Origin of the sequence: Wolbachia endosymbiont (group A) of Conops quadrifasciatus (assembly GCF_964027015.1) — a bacterium.
Lineage (GTDB): Bacteria > Pseudomonadota > Alphaproteobacteria > Rickettsiales > Anaplasmataceae > Wolbachia.
The window spans coordinates 36,972-56,403 of record NZ_OZ034722.1; the positions used below are offsets into that span (position 1 = coordinate 36,972).

General features: G+C 35.5%; 19 protein-coding genes and 3 pseudogenes. 4 read left to right on the forward strand and 18 right to left on the reverse strand.

The features are described 5' to 3' along the window. Window position 1 precedes the first annotated feature (1 nt). Entirely contained in the window at window positions 2-1,381 is a 1,380-nt protein-coding gene (locus AAGD69_RS00185) for a hypothetical protein (RefSeq protein WP_341812160.1), read from the forward strand. Here the strand turns inward: AAGD69_RS00185 and AAGD69_RS00190 are convergent. Continuing rightward, window positions 1,378-2,298 (reverse strand): Rpn family recombination-promoting nuclease/putative transposase, encoded by a 921-nt coding sequence (locus AAGD69_RS00190; RefSeq protein WP_341812161.1) that lies wholly within the window; start codon window positions 2,296-2,298, stop codon window positions 1,378-1,380. The two genes, AAGD69_RS00185 and AAGD69_RS00190, sit on opposite strands and share 4 nt — an antisense overlap. A 258-nt stretch (window positions 2,299-2,556) precedes the next feature. Beyond that, a complete protein-coding gene (gene ligA, locus AAGD69_RS00195) occupies window positions 2,557-4,479 on the reverse strand; it encodes an NAD-dependent DNA ligase LigA (protein WP_341812162.1) in 1,923 nt (640 codons plus the stop codon). A gap of 248 nt (window positions 4,480-4,727) precedes the next feature. Between ligA and AAGD69_RS00200 the strand changes: the two genes are divergently transcribed. After that, on the forward strand, window positions 4,728-5,471 hold the full coding sequence (locus tag AAGD69_RS00200; protein WP_341812163.1) for a helix-turn-helix transcriptional regulator: 744 nt from the start codon (window positions 4,728-4,730) through the stop codon (window positions 5,469-5,471). 331 nt (window positions 5,472-5,802) lie between these two features. Here the strand turns inward: AAGD69_RS00200 and AAGD69_RS00205 are convergent, their stop codons facing one another. Together AAGD69_RS00205 and AAGD69_RS00210 are read right to left on the reverse strand one after the other, a co-directional pair. Then, window positions 5,803-6,159 (reverse strand): hypothetical protein, encoded by a 357-nt coding sequence (locus AAGD69_RS00205; protein WP_341812164.1) that lies wholly within the window; start codon window positions 6,157-6,159, stop codon window positions 5,803-5,805. A gap of 40 nt (window positions 6,160-6,199) precedes the next feature. Beyond that, window positions 6,200-6,973: an ankyrin repeat domain-containing protein gene (locus tag AAGD69_RS00210; RefSeq protein WP_341812165.1), complete on the reverse strand. Its 774-nt coding sequence runs from the start codon at window positions 6,971-6,973 to the stop codon at window positions 6,200-6,202. Window positions 6,974-7,866: 893 nt separating this feature from the next. On the opposite strand from AAGD69_RS00210, the gene AAGD69_RS00215 reads away from it, so the two are divergent. Continuing rightward, window positions 7,867-8,679 carry a transposase family protein gene (locus AAGD69_RS00215; protein WP_410529812.1) on the forward strand — a complete coding sequence of 271 codons (813 nt, stop codon included), beginning with the start codon at window positions 7,867-7,869 and terminating at the stop codon, window positions 8,677-8,679. 281 nt (window positions 8,680-8,960) lie between these two features. Here the strand turns inward: AAGD69_RS00215 and AAGD69_RS00220 are convergent, their stop codons facing one another. From AAGD69_RS00220 to AAGD69_RS00240, 5 genes are read right to left on the reverse strand one after another with little or no spacing between them, the layout of a single operon-like run. Next, window positions 8,961-9,590 (reverse strand): hypothetical protein, encoded by a 630-nt coding sequence (locus tag AAGD69_RS00220; RefSeq protein ID WP_341812166.1) that lies wholly within the window; start codon window positions 9,588-9,590, stop codon window positions 8,961-8,963. Then, window positions 9,575-10,507, reverse strand: coding sequence for a patatin-like phospholipase family protein (locus AAGD69_RS00225; protein ID WP_341812167.1), 933 nt, complete (start codon window positions 10,505-10,507; stop codon window positions 9,575-9,577). The genes AAGD69_RS00220 and AAGD69_RS00225 overlap by 16 nt, the downstream gene beginning before the upstream one ends. 15 nt (window positions 10,508-10,522) lie before the next feature. Continuing rightward, window positions 10,523-10,744, reverse strand: a complete 222-nt coding sequence (locus tag AAGD69_RS00230; RefSeq protein WP_265032659.1) for a hypothetical protein — start codon at window positions 10,742-10,744, stop codon at window positions 10,523-10,525. A 2-nt stretch (window positions 10,745-10,746) separates the two neighbouring features. After that, window positions 10,747-11,301 (reverse strand): ankyrin repeat domain-containing protein, encoded by a 555-nt coding sequence (locus tag AAGD69_RS00235; protein WP_341812168.1) that lies wholly within the window; start codon window positions 11,299-11,301, stop codon window positions 10,747-10,749. A gap of 26 nt (window positions 11,302-11,327) precedes the next feature. Next, window positions 11,328-11,753: a hypothetical protein gene (locus AAGD69_RS00240; RefSeq protein WP_341812169.1), complete on the reverse strand. Its 426-nt coding sequence runs from the start codon at window positions 11,751-11,753 to the stop codon at window positions 11,328-11,330. Here AAGD69_RS00240 and AAGD69_RS00245 point away from each other — a divergent pair. Then, entirely contained in the window at window positions 11,742-12,554 is an 813-nt protein-coding gene (locus AAGD69_RS00245) for a transposase family protein (protein ID WP_410529851.1), read from the forward strand. The two genes, AAGD69_RS00240 and AAGD69_RS00245, sit on opposite strands and share 12 nt — an antisense overlap. Here AAGD69_RS00245 and AAGD69_RS00250 read toward each other — a convergent pair. The 9 genes and pseudogenes from AAGD69_RS00250 to AAGD69_RS00290 form a co-directional block, all read right to left on the reverse strand. Next, a complete protein-coding gene (locus AAGD69_RS00250; RefSeq protein ID WP_341812171.1) occupies window positions 12,551-13,249 on the reverse strand; it encodes a hypothetical protein in 699 nt (232 codons plus the stop codon). The two genes, AAGD69_RS00245 and AAGD69_RS00250, sit on opposite strands and share 4 nt — an antisense overlap. After that, window positions 13,250-13,459, reverse strand: coding sequence for a tail protein X (locus AAGD69_RS00255; protein WP_341812172.1), 210 nt, complete (start codon window positions 13,457-13,459; stop codon window positions 13,250-13,252). It lies immediately after the preceding gene. Then, window positions 13,456-13,803, reverse strand: a complete 348-nt coding sequence (locus tag AAGD69_RS00260) for a phage tail protein (RefSeq protein ID WP_341812173.1) — start codon at window positions 13,801-13,803, stop codon at window positions 13,456-13,458. The genes AAGD69_RS00255 and AAGD69_RS00260 overlap by 4 nt, the downstream gene beginning before the upstream one ends. Window positions 13,804-13,966: 163 nt before the next feature. After that, a pseudogene (locus AAGD69_RS00265) lies at window positions 13,967-14,801 on the reverse strand (transposase family protein). 141 nt (window positions 14,802-14,942) lie between these two features. After that, a pseudogene (locus tag AAGD69_RS00270) lies at window positions 14,943-15,288 on the reverse strand (hypothetical protein); the annotation flags it as partial. Continuing rightward, entirely contained in the window at window positions 15,285-15,485 is a 201-nt protein-coding gene (locus AAGD69_RS00275; RefSeq protein WP_341812174.1) for a hypothetical protein, read from the reverse strand. The pseudogene AAGD69_RS00270 and the gene AAGD69_RS00275, both read right to left, overlap by 4 nt. A 7-nt stretch (window positions 15,486-15,492) precedes the next feature. Next, window positions 15,493-16,682, reverse strand: a pseudogene (locus tag AAGD69_RS00280) (hypothetical protein). 12 nt (window positions 16,683-16,694) lie between these two features. Then, window positions 16,695-18,644: a DUF4815 domain-containing protein gene (locus AAGD69_RS00285; protein ID WP_341812175.1), complete on the reverse strand. Its 1,950-nt coding sequence runs from the start codon at window positions 18,642-18,644 to the stop codon at window positions 16,695-16,697. 13 nt (window positions 18,645-18,657) lie between these two features. Next, window positions 18,658-18,969, reverse strand: a complete 312-nt coding sequence (locus AAGD69_RS00290) for a hypothetical protein (RefSeq protein ID WP_341812176.1) — start codon at window positions 18,967-18,969, stop codon at window positions 18,658-18,660. Window positions 18,970-19,432: the final 463 nt, after the last annotated feature.

Consider the following 19,432-nt stretch of genomic DNA (forward strand, 5'->3'; position numbering starts at 1 on the left):
TGTGGCAAATGCTCCAGCGCCAGTATATGACAAAGAGCGACGGAGAAGATTGAGAGATGCAGCAGGAGGAGCAGGACCGGGATCTCTTGCATACTACCAAAGAACGGAACATGTGAGAAAGGAGTACGGTTACCATGACAGTCATGATGGATGTTCAATACAATTTCGTCAAGAACAACAGAAAGCATATTTACATTTATCACAATTTGTATCACATAATTTCCAAAGTGCATTAATTGAATCAATAAAACAAGGTCTTTATTTGCCTTCTTTTGAAGCAAGGAATGTTAAAATTAATGGTAAGTGTACTGCAATTACTCGTAGCTTATCTCAGGCTTTATCCTTACAGAATAACAAATCATTTTTGAATAATTTAGAAACTTCAGCTGAAATTTACGAGCGTATAGCACGGGGTAACCCAATATCTAAAAGAGAAGAAAGAGAGGTTTTTGCTTTTAGTAAATTACTTAACAATTTTGAAAGGCAGTTAGATTCTGCTACAAATAGTCTACCTTCAAGCTTGATTCATAATAAGGGCTACAAAACATTCAGTGATTTATCAAATTATATAGCTGGAATTAAAGGTGACTTTGCTATTCATTTAGTAACAAGCAATCATGTCGTTGCTATTTATAGAGTTGGTGATAATTATGCTTATTTTGATAGCAATGCAGCGTTTGTTTCTGGGCTAAAAAGTGTTGATCAGCTTATGGAGGTCTTAGATAAAGCAGTAGAGTTTGCTGGCTATAAAATAAAAGATAAAGGCTTTCTTATTGAGCATTTCGATGTGAACAAAGCAAATAATCTACTGTCTAGTCAAGATAAGCAAATTCTAGCAAAGGAAATTAAAACAGAACGTCGACTTCTAGCAGAGCAGGATAAGAAGCTTGGTCTTATTAAGATTAATGGTCAAGAATTATCCAGGGTACAGCTATATGACTTCGGAACTAAAATTAATATAGAAGGTAGTGTACCGTTGCTTATCAATGCCGATATGAATTTAAGTAGCAAAAAGTTTCAGGATCTAATAGATAAAAAAGAGGTGAGTATGACAGCTAGGGAGTATCTTGATAGCTTAAAAAATGGTAAGAACATGGAAGAAGTAGTACAAGCAACCAAAGTAATTCCTTTCATAGGCTCAAAAAGTGAAATTGGAGAAGCAGAGCAAACACGCGAGCCGAAATTCTCTTTAAAGCGGTCAATAAAACATCTTGCCACTGTTTTCCGAAATAGTAGTACTACTGATTCTGCAACTATTGCCTCTACTGTTTCTCTCACTAACACTAGTCGGTCACCGGGAACTACTGATGAAACAAATGATAGACCTGAATCTTATTTAAGTGGTGTGACAGTAAATAACCAACTAAAAAGATCACGTTAGGCTAATTCTTCCTGAAGTTGCTCTATTTCAGCTTTAGGAAGGCCAGTAGATTCAGCTATTAAATCGATAGATACACCAGCTTTAAGTAGATTTTTAGCCACTGCTATTTTAGCCTGTTTTTCGCCCTCTTCTCTGCCTTTTTCATGGCCGATTTGGATGCCTTCTTGTCTACCTTTCTCAGTAGCATCATCAAGTTTTTGAGCGAGGACAGCCTGTTCATCAAGAATACGTTTTATTTCCTGTTCATAGGCAATAAATTCTTTTTCTGACCAGTTGAATCTATTTAGCTCTTCATAGGCCTTTTTAATTATTAGATCACTACCTATTATTTTTTCCAGCTCTTCTTCACTAGTCTCATCTGCATATTTAAAGAAGTAGATCCATTTCTCGACTATACTTGAAAGCTGATCCTCTTTGGTTTTTGGAAATTTTGGCAATTCAATAAATATGAAGTAAAAATCTTTTAGATCGTGTTCATTAGTATCTTCATCCCGAATAGTATGCTTTGATTTATACTCAGACTTGTCCTGAAACAGGATACAATCCGCTATAGCAATGAAGATAATTTCCTTAAGGTTATGGTATTGATCGCCCTTATCAGCTTGTCTTGAATAAGCTTTAGCTGCATAGTATTGGGCACGTTTTTCAAAGCCTTTAGTTTTAGCGACCTGCATTTCGACGATCACTTGCACCCCATTTTCATCTCTGCAGAGAACATCAACAATACTTTGCTTTTTAGCGGCGATATCAGGGTCTTGAATAGTACTTAAAAACTCTATATCCTTTATTTCATTTTTACCAGTGAAGCCAAGAATATCATTGAGGAAGTGAATAAGGATACCTTTATTTTTTTCAGTACCAAAGATACGCCGAAATGCGACATCATTCTTCGGATCGAGAAACTTCGAAAGAGCCATAGCAAGGGTACCTAAAAAGCATTAATAATTATACACAATTCTGAAGAAATATTCAACTTTTTTATATTGAAATCTTGTTTTTTTAAGCTTCGAGAAAAAATGACCTTCAGAAATGGGCTTAAAATCGCATTTTCTGCTTTAGACGTCCTTTTGTACATCTTTTAATCAACCCTTCTGTAAGGTACCTTAAAAGACCAGCAAATGGATATCATGAATTTAGCAACTGTAATGGCCATCGAAGATACCCTTTAATAGCGTTTATTTTTCTCTCATGATTAGTTTATTAAACTCCTCCTCAGTTAAAATTTTAACACCCAATTCCACAGCTTTTTTGTGCTTTGACCCAGGTTTTTCGCCGACAACCAAGAAGTCCGTTTTAGGCGATACACTTGAACTCACCTGTGCACCTAAGGATTCTGCTTTTGTTTGTGCTGTCTTCCTATCCATTGTTAATAGGGTTCCAGTGAAAACTACCGTTTTACCGCTAAGAGGGGAATTACTAACATTAGCACTTACAGGCTCAATCTTTAGTTGAGAGGCAAGATTCTTTACCATTTTAACATTATCTTTTTCAGAGAAGAAAGATATTAATGAATCTATAATCTTTTCTCCTACACCTATTATGCTCATTAATTCTTCTTCATCAGCAGAATACCAATTTTCATATGAGCTATAATGTTTTGCTAGTAATTTTGCTACGTGTGGTCCGACGTATCGAATCCCTAGAGAACATATAAATTTATCCAAACTCACAACTCTTTTGCTATTAATGGATTTGAGTAAATTAGATATTGCTTTTTTTCCCCATCCATTTAGCTCGCTTAAGTTGAAATTTTTGAGTTTTTCTTCGAGAGCAAAAATGTCAGATATTTTCCTTATCAAACCAAGGTCATAAAAGAACTCTATTTGCTTATCACCAAAGCCGGTAATGTCCAACTGAGAAACAAAATATTTCAGCTTTTCTATTTGCTGTGCTGGGCAAACGTTTTCACCTGAACATCTAACTGCAGCTTCATCTTCAAATATATCTACTGCACTTTCACACTCCGGGCAAGTATCAGGAAACACAAACTTTGGTGCATTTGGAGAACGAAAACTTTTGTCTACATCTATGATCTTAGGAATCACATCGCCTGCTCGTTCCACTACTACGACATCTCCTTCTCTTATGTCTTTACGCTTAATTTCATCTTTATTATACAGGTTTGCTCTAATAACAACCATCCCACCTATGTTTATTGGCACTAATTCAGCGATTGGAGTGAGTACACCAGTTTTGCCCACTTGTACTGATATCTTCTTTATCTTAGTTTTTCCTTGAGCTGCTGGAAACTTGTGTGCTATTGCCCATTTTGGAGCCTTGTTGGTATTCCCAAGACGACTTTGTAATGTTAAATTATTTACCTTCAAGACAACTCCGTCAATATCATACCCTAAACTATAACGGTCATTATAGATTCTGTTATAAAACCCCAGCATTTCGTCCACATTCTTTGCTAAGCATTGATGCTCATTTACACAGAATCCAAGCTTTTTCAGCGTATTTAATACTTCAGACTGGGTATTTTCTGTTCCACCAATTAAAGAATATGCGAAATACCTAAGTGGCCTACTAGCGGTAACCTTTGGATCCAATTGCCTTAATGAACCTGACGCTGTGTTGCGTGGATTTGAAAATCCATTGTTCTCATTTAATTTTAAAAAGTCGTCATTTCTTATATAGACTTCTCCTCTGACCTCTAATCTGCCCTTTACATCAGGTAAAACTTTAGGCAATCCTGCTATAGTTGCAACATTTTTTGTTACATCTTCACCGTAATGGCCATCACCTCGAGTTAAACCCTTAATGAACATACCATCCTCATAAATTGCAGAAAACGACAATCCATCAATTTTTGGCTCACATATGATTTCCAACTCATGCACATTCAGAAGTTTTTTAACCCTAGCAAGAAACTCTTCAACTTCATCTCGTCCATGAGCCTTGTCCAACGAGAGCATTGGTACAATATGTTCCACCTCTAAAAATCTTCTATCAGGCGCAGTACCAACGGTTTGAATATCTACTTTTTTTACCAGTTCATCGTACTCTGCATCGGTTATTTCTGATATATTTTCCCGATAGTACAACTCATTGTGACGCTTTATTTCTTCTTGTAGTTTTAATGTATTTTCAGTCATAATTTTTACCTCAACCACTGTTTCAGTATATAGCGACAATTGTAAATCAATTATTAACTTGCGCACTCACTTTCGTGGTATTTTACAAACAGAATTCCCGCTTTGCTAGTGTTTTTTATTAAAGATATAATATTTAAATAAAAACAGAAAAGTATTTAACTTTGCCGCTTGGCTAGCTAAAAAACGTTTTATCTTTAATAAAATTTTATAAAAGGGTATATATATTTGTACTGCAATTGAATAAAAACATGAGTACCGAAAAGAAGATAGATCCTGATTCTTTATGCTACCATATAATTCAAAAGGTCAAAGATGTTAGGCTAGAGCTAAATTGCTCTCAAGCGGATTTCGCAGAAAAAACTGGTGTAGCAAAGTCACTAATAGGAAAGTATGAGCGAGGGATACACAACATTCTACCTGAAACGCTCGAAAGGATAGCACAAAAATCACCGCGTGATGTTGAATATTTCTTCCCGAAGCCAATAAATTGTATTAACAGTGAAGACAAGAAGGCTTTTGATTTAGTGCAAAACCTAAAAAGAATTAAGGACCAAAAAGTTCGTGATGCGGTGTGCGCATTAACCAGATGTGTGTCAGAGGGGATTCAAATTAGAAAGGTTACAACAGAGATAAGACCTATAAGTTACCAAATGGCGCATAAGGCAAAAGATTGGCGGTTTGCAAGAGGTTATCCACAGACAGAGTTAGCAGATAGGACCGGATTAACAAATTCACAAATACAAAGATATGAGGAAGGGGACATATCGTTCAAAACAGTACCTAAAATAGCAGGAGGATTATCATTACATTATGGAGTTCTACTGCCTACATCAAAAGATGAAACCTATTGTGAAGATGAGGATGGTCAAGGAGAAAACAAGATATTGAGTATAATGCAAGAATATCAAAAAATTGGTGATCAAAGATTAAAGGATTCATTGTGCACATTTGTGTCTGAGATAGTAAAAATCAGCGAGGAAAACCTAAAATAAAAAGATATACCTTTATAGATATTTATATATAATATTTTTTTTATGCATAGTTTTTATATTTAGGAGCTAAGAGTGGAAAAACTACGAAAAATAATAAGAGCTATAAAAGGTGTATCTATAGAGCGATACGTTATTTTGTGAACCTCAGTTATAAAAAGAAGTTTCAAGCAAGGAGTGTGATTTAGATAAAATAAAGTCATTGATAGAAAGTGGTTAACGAATACCTTTGCACAAATGTTGGCTGTTGTGCAAAGCTGTTTATAAAGAATAAAAAGGGTATACTAACTTCAGCAGCGAAAGAGAAACAAGTTGTATGATCTACCAAACGGAGCTATCTTCCCCTTCCCTTATACTTACCATGGGTTGAAGCTTGAGCTTTCACAAATAGCTGCCAGTATCCCTTCTCATCGCCTTCTTCCGCTATCAATTGAGCCAAACGCTGCATCAATTCATTATTGAGTATAGCCATTTTTGTCCATTTGCCCACTGGTTTTGCAATAGCAACTATTTCCGGATTCTCTTTATAAACCCGGATGTCGTGATTCTCAAAGTTATATTCTGTTTTCTTTTCACTCTCTCTCAATGGAGCCTTTCTGACGAGATTTTTGTATATTCTTCTGAAAAAGAGAAATATTTTAATAGCAATAATTAATATTATACCGTATATAACGATTTGCTCGTAGGACATCTTCTCTACTCTAAAATGATTCCATGAAGCAGAAACAATGCTACAATTTTTTTTTTCGATTTGCTACAGCGTTTTCCAGTACTGTATAACCTTCTTCAGAGTTATAAAAACATTTCAGATGAGCGTTTGCCTTCCTATCTAATAATAACTCGACAATTTCTTTATTGCCTTTCATAACAGCAAGGTGCAGAGGAGTACAACTATCTCTTCCGATTGCGTTAATATCTGCTCTATTTTGCAATAAAAGCTCCACATGATCTTTTTTATTCAATGAAACTGCAAGGTGAAGAGGGGTACTTCCTTCTATATTTTTAATTTCAAGAAAAGCGTCCCCTTTGATCAGCAATCCCAACGTTACTGTGTCAGCATATTTTACAGCCATGTGAAGAGGAGATTCACCGAGACGATTCTGGCAATTGATATCTGCACCGCATTGTAACAACTTTTGCATAACATCAAGGTGCTTATACTTTATTGAATAATGCAAAGGAGTGTCGCCATCGATATTCTGAGCATTAACATTTTTGCTCATAACTACAGCAACCTCTGCTATTGCTGTGGATTCATATTGAGAGGCAACGTGTAATACTGTATTGCCCTTTTTATTTACGGCATCAACGTTAGCATCATATTCCACAAGGAATAGAAATAAGTTGTAAAGATCGCGTTTTGCAGAGAAATGTAAAATTTTAGTACCAAATCTACTATTGATAATCTCTTTGAAGGCTGCACGAACTAATAAAGAAAGAATACTAGGATGTCTGAGGTGATAAATTTCCTTTGCAGCCTTTTTTAACATCTTTTCTATTGTCATAACAACCCCACAAAAAATGTGTTTGTATTCAAGTATGCAGCGACAAACATTTTTAAATTATTAACTTTTGCACTCACTTTTGGATTATTTTACGAATAAAATTCCCGCTTTGCTAGTGTTTTTTATTAAATATATAATATTTAAATAGAAATAGAGAGATATTTAAGCAAATCTATTAATATAGAAATCTATTATTTGGAAATTTGCTCTGAATTTTCTTTACTTACTGATTTTTTGACCGCGATACTGAAACTTGCTATAGTCTTTACTCAAGATTAAAATCTCATTTGATTTTTTTGAGTTGCCCATTCCATAACTCCATTTGGGTTCAATGATGTGATGTTCTGTATACATATCCCGTATTTCCTCACAATCATTATACGATAACATCGCGAGTCGACAAAAGTTTCTTCATGGTCAACCTCTTCTTCCGTATAGTTTTTGATCAATTAAATAAGGAGGATCACAATATATTTGCGTGTTTAGGAATACTTTTTTTAAAGTCAGCTAAATCCACAGTAAGATTTTTAATTGAGAATTTTGCCAATCTTTCTATTGAACTTAGTGTAAAACGTCTGGAGACATACCGCCCGACAATGTTGTACCGCTGAAAGATGAGCGATTTAATGCAAAAAATGCTGCAGCAATTTCAATTCTATCTTTCAAGGTGAAAAATGTTTTTTGTAAGTATGGTAGATGTCATATTTTGGTATTTCCTAACTACCTCCGCAAGGTAAGAAGCATCTTCTAAAAGCACCTGCCAAAATCTTACTAATGGTTGAAAAGCGTCATAAGACCTGCTGCAAAAGGTGATTGAAAAAATAATGTGAGAGAAGTAGAAGAAGAATAAGCAGATTGAGTAAGGTAAAAAAATGAGCTTTAGTTACTATAACATGAAGAAACACCCAAGAAACTTTCGTAATATAACAGGTTTAACTATAGAGGAGTTCGAAAAGGTAGTGGAAAAAGTTAGGTCTGGGTGGGAAAGACTTGAAAAACAGAAAAAGTGCCATGGTAGAAGATCACAACTACCAACTCTAGAAGATAAGTTATTTTGCGTAATTTTGTACTATCGCACTTACATAACACATAGATTTTTAGGGTGCCTGTTCAATGTTCACAACGCAAATGTATTTAGGTTACTGAAGAAAATAGAGCCATTACTTGCCAAAAAAGTTACTATAACAAAAGATAGAAGTATGACACCAGAAAAAATACTGAAGATTCTGGCTGATGTTACAGAACAGCAAATACAGAGACCAGAAGATAGTAAAAAACGGAAGAAATCATATTCAGGAAAAAAAAGAACCAACACTATGAAAACTGAGATTGTTATCGAAGAAGGTGGAAGAATTTTATCAGTGTCAAATTCATATCGTGGTAGAATTAATGATTTTCGCATAAGGAAACAAGAAAAATATTTACCAATCGATAGCATAAAATATGCCGATTCTGGATATCAAGGTTGGCAAAAATTGCAAAGCAATGTTATAATTCCATATAAAAAGTATCGTAAAAAGCCATTAACTCCAGAGCAGAAAGAGCATAATAGAAGATTAGCATCATTTAGAATGAGAGTAGAAAATAAGATCCGTGAGATAAAGATATTTAAGATTATGTCTCATGTTTACCGCAATTTTCAGAAAAAATACAACCTGAGGTTCAATATTATTGCTGGTATTGTGAATCTTAAGCACGCCTTTTAGTTAACCTTGATTTTAGTCACCCTCCTTTCCTTCTTTTTATTGCTTGATTCTCAGCAGGTCTATAGCCATAAACTTTTGTTCCTCTGCTGGCTAATGCTAGCTCTATTGATCCCCCACCTATAAAAGGAGAGCAAAGCGTAGATAACCCTTTTGGAATATATTTATTAATAATTTGAGAAACGGCGCCCCCAGGGTAGCGAAGAGGAGACTTTACAAGCAAAATTTGTTTTCTTTTCTTTATTTGCTACACTGAAAATATGTCTGCATTAGAAGTTGCCAATCTATTCTCTGGAATTTTGTTTAGAATTTTCCGCTACTTGCTGAATCGATACATCTTGAATTTCTTCTTCCGGCTTGTTTGGTTCAGCTACTTCTTTAGATTCTGCTGCTAATTTGCGTTGTTTGATAAACTTCTTTAATGTTTTGACTGCAATAAAATTAATACTGAAAACACATGCAGAAGTTACTGCTAACGCTGCAAAAGGGGCTAAATTGAATGTCGGCAAAATTGCTATAATCGTGCCAGATGTCAATAAAAATGCTAATCTCTTGCTCCCGATTATCTTATTTTTCTTAACCTTTATAGGATTTAATTTTTTTACTTTTGCTTTTAGCTTTTTGAAGCTTTTTTTGAACACGTTGCCTCTTTTCAGCTCTTTTTCTACGGGTTTTGTTTTTAAGCTTTTTATTTTTTCTTTTATTCCTTTTTTATCTTTTTTGACGTTTTCTGCTTTAGAGGTTACTTCCGAGCATAGGCTAGGTTTCATCACAATTTCAGAGAGCGGTTTTGGCTTATCGTTTGAAATTTTAGCTTCTTGACCCTTAGTCACAATTTTATGCTTTTTGGGCGAAATTATATTCTTTAAGCCCTTCTTTGCTTTTTTATATAAGTTCTTTATCTTGCTTGGCATTTCAAAAATTTATCTATTAATTCCTGGTTGTCCTCTATCGTTGCATTTGCCTCTTGCTGCAGATATTTAATATTTTTGAATGTAATATTATTCATCTCAGCTGATGCTACTTTCAGTTGCGATTGTATTCGTATATATTTGTCGCCTATTACTTGATCAAGCTGATAGTTTATTGCATCTAAACTTGAAGCAAACATCACATGTAGTAGTGGTTTTATCCACCCTATTCTTCCAAATCTCCTTGAATTAGTATACTTTATACTTCTATTTGTTCTTCCAGTACCTATTGATACCAGTACAATATCATCATTTGGAAACAACCTCTTGCCACTTGCATATGCACAAGCAGCTGGATTATTGGCAAATACCCCGCCATCCACTAATACTCTGTCTATCTGGTTGATTTTTAGATGTTTTGGTATGAAATACGTTGGTGCAGCTGTTGTAGCTCTGAGCGCGTCTTTTAGTTTAATAAAGTTTCTGTCTTCTCTCCAGCTTTTAAAGAAAAATGGGCAATTATTGTGAATGTCATAACTGGTAAGCAGTAGATTACTTGAAACATCAGCAATAGTACTTTTGCCGAAGTATTTATCGAGAATGAATTCTATGTTTTTATATGAGTATTGAGCACCATTTAGCCAAGAAGCGATTGACCTTCTCCAGAATGATGATTCAAAGATATATGATCCATATTGTTGATAAAGCTGGACCAAGTCATTTGTAGAGTATTGAGGTTTTCCTCGTTCATCTTTCTTGCATAACCCTGCTGCAACGATGCCACCTGTTGAAGTTCCTGCCATAAGATCAAAGATTTCAGCAATCGGTTTCTTTGCTCTCTTTTCTATTTCTGCTAATATTATGGCCGGTATGATGCCTCTTATGCCTCCGCCGTCAACGGATAAGATGTACTTTGTCATTGTGAAACTTAGTTGTTATTTGTGTTTGTGAATGGCTTCAAGTTCATTGACTTCTTCAGTGAGGTTTTTCACTCTCTCTTCAAGTCGATAGACTATTTCTATTAGTCCTTGGTTTTTTTCTATAAATTTATCATGGATGTGCACCCGTAAATCGAGCTTGGCCAACCACCAGATTACTGCTACGGTTTGGATTAACATGGTAATAATTACCGTAATTGGGATTTTTTGATTTTGCATGTTTATATTGCCGATAATAGCTTATTTTCGGATTTATTCTGATCCTCTGCTTCTGCAAGTAGCTTAATGATTTCCCTGTAAGGTTTATCTTTATTGTGCCGTGATCTTAGTACAGCTACATCTCTTGGATTTTTTCCATCTGTTTCTCTAATGTTAGGGTTTGCGCCTTTTTCTAACAAAAGTTTAATTATCCCTAGGTTACCTTTGTATGAAGCTGCATGTAATGCTGTCCATTTTTCATATTTTGCTGTGTTTATATCAGCTCCTTTCTCTATTAGAAATTTAATAACCTCCACACATCCTGCACTGGATGCATAATGTAATGCTGTTAATTCGGGAATCTGTGTATTAATATCTAATAGATTATTTGCTGAAAACTTCACAATTTCTAAGTTACAATTTTCAGATGCAATCCGCAGTATTGTTTTATAATTGTCTGTAGCTTTTGCTTTCATATAGCAACAGGTAATAATAACACATACTACTGTTACTATAAACCACCAAAAGTGTAGCTTATTTTTTGAGTCTCTATTCATATTCAATACTTTTTTCAACATTAAACATTTGTTTTACTGATTTTCCCTTAACGTTTACTGATAGATGCTGATAACACAGTGCGATAACCTGAACCATCTAACACATGTTCTGCTCTGTCAATTACCCATTCACCGTCTATATCTTGATGAAACCCTAACAAGCTAAGTTTCGCCTCTGCAAATAATTCTGAGTTACCAGGCATAGTGATATCCAACACTGCATTATTTCGCTTAAGTTGTTTTAACTTAGCATTTGCTGCACTTAGAGCTGATTCTACATTAGAGTAAAGCGTCTGTATAGTATAACTTGGACTACCAGAGCCAACTGTTTCTGATATAGTTTCACCTTTTTCATAGCTATAGACCTGCTGCAAAAGGTGATTGAAAAAATAATGTGAGAGAAGTAGAAGAAGAATAAGCAGATTGAGTAAGGTAAAAAAATGAGCTTTAGTTACTATAACATGAAGAAACACCCAAGAAACTTTCGTAATATAACAGGTTTAACTATAGAGGAGTTCGAAAAGGTAGTGGAAAAAGTGAGGTCTGGGTGGAAAAGAGTTGAAAAACAGAAAAAGTGCCATGGTAGAAGATCACAACTACCAACTCTAGAAGATAAGTTATTTTGCGTAATTTTGTACTATCGCACTTACATAACACATAGATTTTTAGGGTGCCTGTTCAATGTTCACAACGCAAATGTATGTAGGTTACTGAAGAAAATAGAGCCATTACTTGCCAAAAAAGTTACTATAACAAAAGATAGAAGTATGACACCAGAAAAAATACTGAAGATTCTGGCTGATGTTACAGAACAGCAAATACAGAGACCAGAAGATAGTAAAAAACGGAAGAAATCATATTCAGGAAAAAAAAGAACCAACACTATGAAAACTGAGATTGTTATCGAAGAAGGTGGAAGAATTTTATCAGTGTCAAATTCATATCGTGGTAGAATTAATGATTTTCGCATAAGGAAACAAGAAAAATATTTACCAATCGATAGCATAAAATATGCCGATTCTGGATATCAAGGTTGGCAAAAATTGCAAAGCAATGTTATAATTCCATATAAAAAGTATCGTAAAAAGCCATTAACTCCAGAGCAGAAAGAGCATAATAGAAGATTAGCATCATTTAGAATGAGAGTAGAAAATAAGATCCGTGAGATAAAGATATTTAAGATTATGTCTCATATTTACCGCAATTTTCAGAAAAAATACGACCTGAGGTTCAATATTATTGCTGGTATTGTGAATCTTAAGCACGCCTTTTAGTTAACCTTGATTTTAGTCACCCTCCTTTCCTTCTTTTTATTGCTTGATTCGCAGCAGATCTTATGCCATTTTGCAATCACTGAGTTGTACCTGCTTACGGTAAAATGCACTTTCCAATTTATCGTGTCTTGAGGTCTAATAGCTGTTGTTCCTAAAGCTTTTCCAGTTGCCGATTTTGCTTTGCCTTTTGGAATAAAAAGTATATATCCGCCAGCTAGCTTTGCCATTGCTTCACGCTCTGTTGCGATCTTTGTTAACAGACTTATATCACTTTCTTCTATTTGGTTAATATGTGGAATCAACACATTTTCAAATTCTTCTGCAACTCTGCATCCATATCCGTGCTTTTCTGCTATTTCCTTAACCAAGTTACCCAGAGTAATTTGATGCCATTCTTTTGATACTTTCTCCTTTAATGATAGTCTTAAATTTGTTGCATGAGCCTTTATTAGTAAGGTTTTAGGTGAACTCTGCACCGTAATTTCATTAACTGTATATATACCCATAGGTACTACTCCAGTTTCTCTGTAACCCAGAGCGATATTTAATTCATTCGGAACATTTAAGTTTTCATCCCTGTAATCAATATGTACTTCGGCTACATCATCTATAGTTCCAGATTCATCGGTAAGGCGCAATGATATAACTTTATCTATAATTGATTCACATTTATCTATTATAAAATCTGGCTGCATTTATTCCCACACCCTTAATTTTGATTTTTGTACTATTTTCTGGATAATAGGAAGCTTTATCTTTAATCCAGCAGGCAAAAAGCTTCCATATTCTGCCAAACCTAAGTTTTCTGCTAGTGCTAATTCCACTACTCCATCCGTAAATCCGTAATGTTTCCAGCAAATCAGATCTAGCATTTCTCCTTCTTTGGTTAAGTAATATATAGTCATCTATAGCTCTTCAAACTCAAACTAAATTCAACTTTTCTTGGTAGTCCATTAGGTAAAAAATACATCTGCTTTTCTTCTAACCTAGTAATTACAAATTGTCCTAAAATATTACCTAAACTATCTACTAAAACATGTGGTTTCTCAGCTTCTTTCATACTCTTTAATTGATTTAAGCCATTAAAATTATGAAGATAAATCACTCCTTCTAAATCTATATTTTCCACTCCTTGACCAATATTTTGCAATAGTGGCATATTTTCAATACACTCAATTGTGCTCCAACGATTTTCTCTGTTATACCTTAAACTTGTGGGAGCAAATTTATACGGACCAAGAGATAACATCAATAAAATGTCTCTACCGTATCAAATAAAACATCACGTGACTTTTCTCTTATCCTTTTTATTACTTCATCTGCAAGGCTACGGATATCTTGATTTGGCTATAGACCTGCTGAGAATCAAGCAATAAAAAGAAGGAAAGGAGGGTGACTAAAATCAAGGTTAACTAAAAGGCGTGCTTAAGATTCACAATACCAGCAATAATATTGAACCTCAGGTTGTATTTTTTCTGAAAATTGCGGTAAACATGAGACATAATCTTAAATATCTTTATCTCACGGATCTTATTTTCTACTCTCATTCTAAATGATGCTAATCTTCTATTATGCTCTTTCTGCTCTGGAGTTAATGGCTTTTTACGATACTTTTTATATGGAATTATAACATTGCTTTGCAATTTTTGCCAACCTTGATATCCAGAATCGGCATATTTTATGCTATCGATTGGTAAATATTTTTCTTGTTTCCTTATGCGAAAATCATTAATTCTACCACGATATGAATTTGACACTGATAAAATTCTTCCACCTTCTTCGATAACAATCTCAGTTTTCATAGTGTTGGTTCTTTTTTTTTCCTGAATATGATTTCTTCCGTTTTTTACTATCTTCTGGTCTCTGTATTTGCTGTTCTGTAACATCAGCCAGAATCTTCAGTATTTTTTCTGGTGTCATACTTCTATCTTTTGTTATAGTAACTTTTTTAGCAAGTAATGGCTCTATTTTCTTCAGTAACCTACATACATTTGCGTTGTGCACATTGAACAGGCACCCTAAAAATCTATGTGTTATGTAAGTGCGATAGTACAAAATTACGCAAAATAACTTATCTTCTAGAGTTGGTAGTTGTGATCTTCTACCATGGCACTTTTTCTGTTTTTCAACTCTTTCCCACCCAGACCTAACTTTTTCCACTACCTTTTCGAACTCCTCTATAGTTAAACCTGTTATATTACGAAAGTTTCTTGGGTGTTTCTTCATGTTATAGTAACTAAAGCTCATTTTTTTACCTTACTCAATCTGCTTATTCTTCTTCTACTTCTCTCACATTATTTTTTCAATCACCTTTTGCAGCAGGTCTATTGACAGAATTTGTTTTTGCTGCAGTTATTGCCGATATAGAGGTTGCTTTATTGCTGTTTATGTCATTCAAGTGTTTTTTTGCACTATCAAGAAGTTCTTTTAGCTTACCATCTGTTATCTGTACAATTTCAGAAACCGCACTTTTGTCGACTATTGATTCCAATGCCTTAGCAAGATATGCAAGCTGATCTGGTGTGCTACTTACCGCTAAATCCTTAAGCCTTCTCTGTAGTGCATCAATTATTTCTTTTACTTTAGTCATTTGCACGATATCAGAAATTTCTCTTTTACCCACCATCGATTCCAATGACTTAGCAAGGTAAGCTAATTGATCAGCTGTGCTATTTACTGCTAAATCTTTAATTCTTTGCTGCAACGCATCTATTGCTTCTTTGGCAATGGTCATTTGTTACCCCACAGATTTAAAAAAGTTTCAAAGCTAAACCGTTCGAAATCACTCTTAAGTTGATTGTGTTTATTTTCCCTCTTACTCATATCCTCATCTATTTTTTCTATGGCTCTGCGAATACGTACTACATCTTCCACCGCAATATTCTCTGGATGCGGAAGCAAATGTCCTCTTTTGGTTTGATCAATAGTCATTTAAAATTTATGTTACTATTACTCTGAGATTTTTCACTTTAGGACGATAAACAACCGTTCCACTCAAGACCAATTTTACTCTTGTCTCATTTGCATTAAAGTTTGTCAGCACATGAGTCCTCTCTACCCAATTTTCTCCAATTGGTTTTCCCGTTGTTAAATTCACCAATTGCCATCCTTTGGCGCTTTGTTCCACATATGCTTTAACATCTGCAGTACCAGGTATCAGCGCATCATAGGTAATGGTAATCTTAGTGTTAGAACCTGCTGTAATGCTCCTAGTTACATAATCTCCGGACTCTGAAAGATTACCTAGAACTAGCTGTAGCCCAGGATATAGCACTGGACTTCTTTTTTCCCACCTTTTAGGTTTGCTTTTACTGTTAACTCTCCGCTGATTCTTTCACGCAGTGCGAGCGGCAAATTATCAGACAGAAAATTTTCTTCTCCTTTCTCATCTGTTAAGATAAATTCTACATTGGTATCAAAACCCACTTTCTCCACGTTGGTTAGAGCGATTAAGTCTGATGTATTCTTTGCAGTAACTTTGCCAAGATCAATAACATGAAAAAATTCTGTAAATTTCGCAGCTAGTAGTCGAAAAGTAAGGTCAAAATTCTGATGCGGTGTCCATGTACTTGCATTGCTCGATGACAGTAATACTCCTACTTGATACGGTTGACTGGTTACCCATCTACTGTTTACTGCATCATATTTGCTGAGTTCTGCTATCTTTACCGCTGTATCTGCATCATCAGTAAGTAAAACTATCGCATACTCTTGCCCTGCATGGCAAAATACTGGTGACCAAGTTATACGTGTTGCTGTGCCATCAGTATTGATCTTAGTTGGCTCGATGGAATTTTCAGCAATAACAGTCTGCGAGGCCACTCCAACTGTTGTTTCCCTAATCTGCACAACAACACGTTTTTTGCCTTTATTTGTAAACCATAGCTCTACACCTCCTATATGCCTACTCTCATCCAAGGTAAATGTCTGTGCTAAAGGATCAACACGTTTGCTGGAAAAAACTCTTCTTCGCTCTTCTATGGTAATAGTTTTTTTACCAGTATATGTTGGTTCTCCATAGCTTCCTTTATCCCCATAAAACTGTACTAATTTAGTACCTGCTGGAATATTTGCCGGTACTTTCACCTTTCCCTTTAATTTTCCCTGGTTGTTAGCTCTTTTTTCCACTTTTTTTTCCCCCTATGCCACGGGTTGAATGACGATGCCATCGAATTTTATCTCTTTAAGCTTCTCATTTGGCTCAAAACCTTCGATCTCAAAATCTTGTACTGCTTCTCTCATAAATTCAGCTTCATGCGTACTACTTGACAGAAGCTCTGTTGTTTCTCTAGTATTAAATTCTCTTGTCACTGGACTGGACCAATTGGTCTTTACCTCGGTCCAGTGATCGATGTTTTTGTTCATGGTAACTTTTGCCAGTACTGGATCAAATGCCTGATAAGGATTTATCTTCATCTCTTTAGTTTGTAAAAGCTTCTCAAGCACTGGCTCAAGTTCATACGGCAATAAATAAGGTTCCTTACCTCTTTCAACATCAATAATTTCCACGTTTATCGGCAATATCAGTTCCTTATTTACTATTGCTGCAAACTGAACAATTCCTTGATCACGCATATCATCATCAAAGAAGGGATCAACAAATACTCCTTTTTTTGCTGTCGGATCCCTTGAATTTGCATCATTACGTAGACGTTCCTCTGCAACGAGTGCATAAAGATCATTTATGCCCCTTTTCATTGCTTCAAGCTCATTCATCGGTACTGCATGGATGGCATTATTCACTATTTTCACCTTTTCTTTTTCCCCGTTTTTCCACGTTTGGTGAATGTAGCAGAGTAACAGTTGTCCGCTAGGGGCTTTAGGCATCGATGGTTTCCAAGGATGCGCAATTCCTTTTATTCTCCTTACTACCCCTTTTGCGTCTATGGTGATTAAATCATAACGGGGCATCTTCCAAGTATAATCAACTAAAACCAAGCTGTTATCAACTGCACCCCTTACTTTACACCCTTGTTCATTCACATCTTCAGGGCTTACATGAGTGTGAAAGCGGTAGGTTATTTGATAGCTGCTCCCAGGGGCTGGCTCTTTCCCTGGTAGTGACCAATCAACATTTCCGGCGTTTAGTTTATAATCTATACTATTTTCATAAATAACGTCTCCTTGCTTTATCTGAATAATCTCAAGTACCGCAGAGTCAGGTATAGGATCAATAGCTCCAGAGTATGAACCATGAGTAATGTCAAATGTTTTCTGAACAGTTATATCTACCTTTTTGATTTCATTGATTGGAAAATCATTAACCTTCAGTTCCATTATTCTTTGGCTATTTGGCTGAAAAGTATGGGGTTCTGATGCAACTGTCTTTATGTCTGGATCTTCATCAAAATAAGCTCGAATACTGTGGGATAATTCTATTTCATAGCCATCAACACGAGCTTTACCTCCATTAACCACAAATACCTGTCTCTTTCGACCTTTTTTTCCACCCCTTTCCTCTTCCTTCTGCAGAAACATTACTTCTAGGCCACTTACGACGTAGGAACCATTTGCCTCTTTATCGTAACGAGCAAGAGCTGTAGTTACCATGTTTGCTTGTGGTGGAGGTGAATGTTCTATTAATACCCCATTTTCAATATTGTAAATTGGATAAAATTCTCCTGCAGAAAAACGTGGAAAAAAACCTTCAGATTGATAACCCCAAATGGTGGAAACTTTAAGCCTTGCAGCTCCAACTTCTTGATAATTACGTGTACCAACCGCAGGATCACGAAGATTTTCATCCTCAAGTTCTGTAATGGTGGATTCTACATAATAAACACCTATGCGAACTGTAGTATTAAGTGGAATAATAAATTCTTCTTTTTCAACTTTTCTAACTGCTCCACGAAGATAGATTTTTCCCGATTCAAGTGTAACTTCGCCGGTTTCTGCATCTATAATGCAATTGCTTCCTGTTATAACATCACCATCACGAAATATCGCATCTCCTATGCCTTTGAGCCTAAAAAGAGCATAATCTTGAATCTCATTTAATTCTGTTGACTGCAAACCTCTTCCTGCTAAGAATAAACTTTTTTCGTATTCTTTATCGGGATTAAAGCGATTATAATAGCTATTCAAAGTCATTCTTTTCCCCTCTTCAGAATGTAAAGACAAAGGCAAAAGTTTCACGGGTTGTTGCAGTTCTAATAAGTGGTACCGTGTGCTCTAAAACCAATAAAATTCCCGGGTCTTCTATATCTTGTGGTTCAAAATATCTCTGTCCTGGAGGTACTTTCTCCTTTACCTTAGTACCAACCATAACCCCTAGTTCCCTTATCACTTGATTTGCTGCGTCCGTGAAATCGAAAGTAAATTTAAGGTACAAGTTATTGGTTGGTACAGCGGAAGATTTAAACCTTCCAGAGGGAGTAACAAGCTCTCCATTCTCATCACCTGTGCAGAATAGCACTTCGTCTGCAGTGCGTCTGCCAAGTTCATTGAGCAGTTTTTCAGACTTAATGGACTCAGATGGTGTATCTTGAGTATACTCTATAGTAACTGTTCCACCTGTAGGAATAGAGCTATTTTCTGTGCGCTGAATAACACCAGTACCGCTATCAACTGTATAGTCTATACTTGGCTGATAAATTGTCTGTCCTGTAAAAACTTTTACGTTTTTAATAGTGGTATGATCAAGCTTTATTTCGCCATCAGGGGTGAAAGAATTTTCGACCTGATGACTACTTCCAGAGTTTCCATCACCACTACCCCAGGCAAGATGTAAGGGCTTTCTCTTTTATACTTGCTGCTATTGCTGCTCGACCTGATTGTGTAAGAATTGACACCTGTGATGAGTTTGAAAGGCTTATATAATATATATTCAGGATTTGGAAAATTTTTGTCCAAAAAAAATGAATTTTTGCCTAATTTTT

What these genes read in the sequence shown, in the direction of transcription:
- AAGD69_RS00205 (WP_341812164.1), bottom strand. Translation starts at nt 6,159, where the DNA reads ATGTCCTACGAGCAAATCGTTATATACGGTATAATATTAATTATTGCT.
- ligA (WP_341812162.1), bottom strand. Translation starts at nt 4,479, where the DNA reads ATGACTGAAAATACATTAAAACTACAAGAAGAAATAAAGCGTCACAAT.
- AAGD69_RS00220 (WP_341812166.1), bottom strand. Translation starts at nt 9,590, where the DNA reads ATGCCAAGCAAGATAAAGAACTTATATAAAAAAGCAAAGAAGGGCTTA.
- AAGD69_RS00215 (WP_410529812.1), top strand. Translation starts at nt 7,867, where the DNA reads ATGAAGAAACACCCAAGAAACTTTCGTAATATAACAGGTTTAACTATA.
- AAGD69_RS00275 (WP_341812174.1), bottom strand. Translation starts at nt 15,485, where the DNA reads ATGACTATTGATCAAACCAAAAGAGGACATTTGCTTCCGCATCCAGAG.
- AAGD69_RS00255 (WP_341812172.1), bottom strand. Translation starts at nt 13,459, where the DNA reads ATGACTATATATTACTTAACCAAAGAAGGAGAAATGCTAGATCTGATT.
- AAGD69_RS00260 (WP_341812173.1), bottom strand. Translation starts at nt 13,803, where the DNA reads ATGTTATCTCTTGGTCCGTATAAATTTGCTCCCACAAGTTTAAGGTAT.
- AAGD69_RS00210 (WP_341812165.1), bottom strand. Translation starts at nt 6,973, where the DNA reads ATGACAATAGAAAAGATGTTAAAAAAGGCTGCAAAGGAAATTTATCAC.
- AAGD69_RS00245 (WP_410529851.1), top strand. Translation starts at nt 11,742, where the DNA reads ATGAAGAAACACCCAAGAAACTTTCGTAATATAACAGGTTTAACTATA.
- AAGD69_RS00285 (WP_341812175.1), bottom strand. Translation starts at nt 18,644, where the DNA reads ATGACTTTGAATAGCTATTATAATCGCTTTAATCCCGATAAAGAATAC.
- AAGD69_RS00200 (WP_341812163.1), top strand. Translation starts at nt 4,728, where the DNA reads ATGAGTACCGAAAAGAAGATAGATCCTGATTCTTTATGCTACCATATA.
- AAGD69_RS00235 (WP_341812168.1), bottom strand. Translation starts at nt 11,301, where the DNA reads ATGTTGAAAAAAGTATTGAATATGAATAGAGACTCAAAAAATAAGCTA.
- AAGD69_RS00230 (WP_265032659.1), bottom strand. Translation starts at nt 10,744, where the DNA reads ATGCAAAATCAAAAAATCCCAATTACGGTAATTATTACCATGTTAATC.
- AAGD69_RS00225 (WP_341812167.1), bottom strand. Translation starts at nt 10,507, where the DNA reads ATGACAAAGTACATCTTATCCGTTGACGGCGGAGGCATAAGAGGCATC.
- AAGD69_RS00250 (WP_341812171.1), bottom strand. Translation starts at nt 13,249, where the DNA reads ATGCAGCCAGATTTTATAATAGATAAATGTGAATCAATTATAGATAAA.
- AAGD69_RS00190 (WP_341812161.1), bottom strand. Translation starts at nt 2,298, where the DNA reads ATGGCTCTTTCGAAGTTTCTCGATCCGAAGAATGATGTCGCATTTCGG.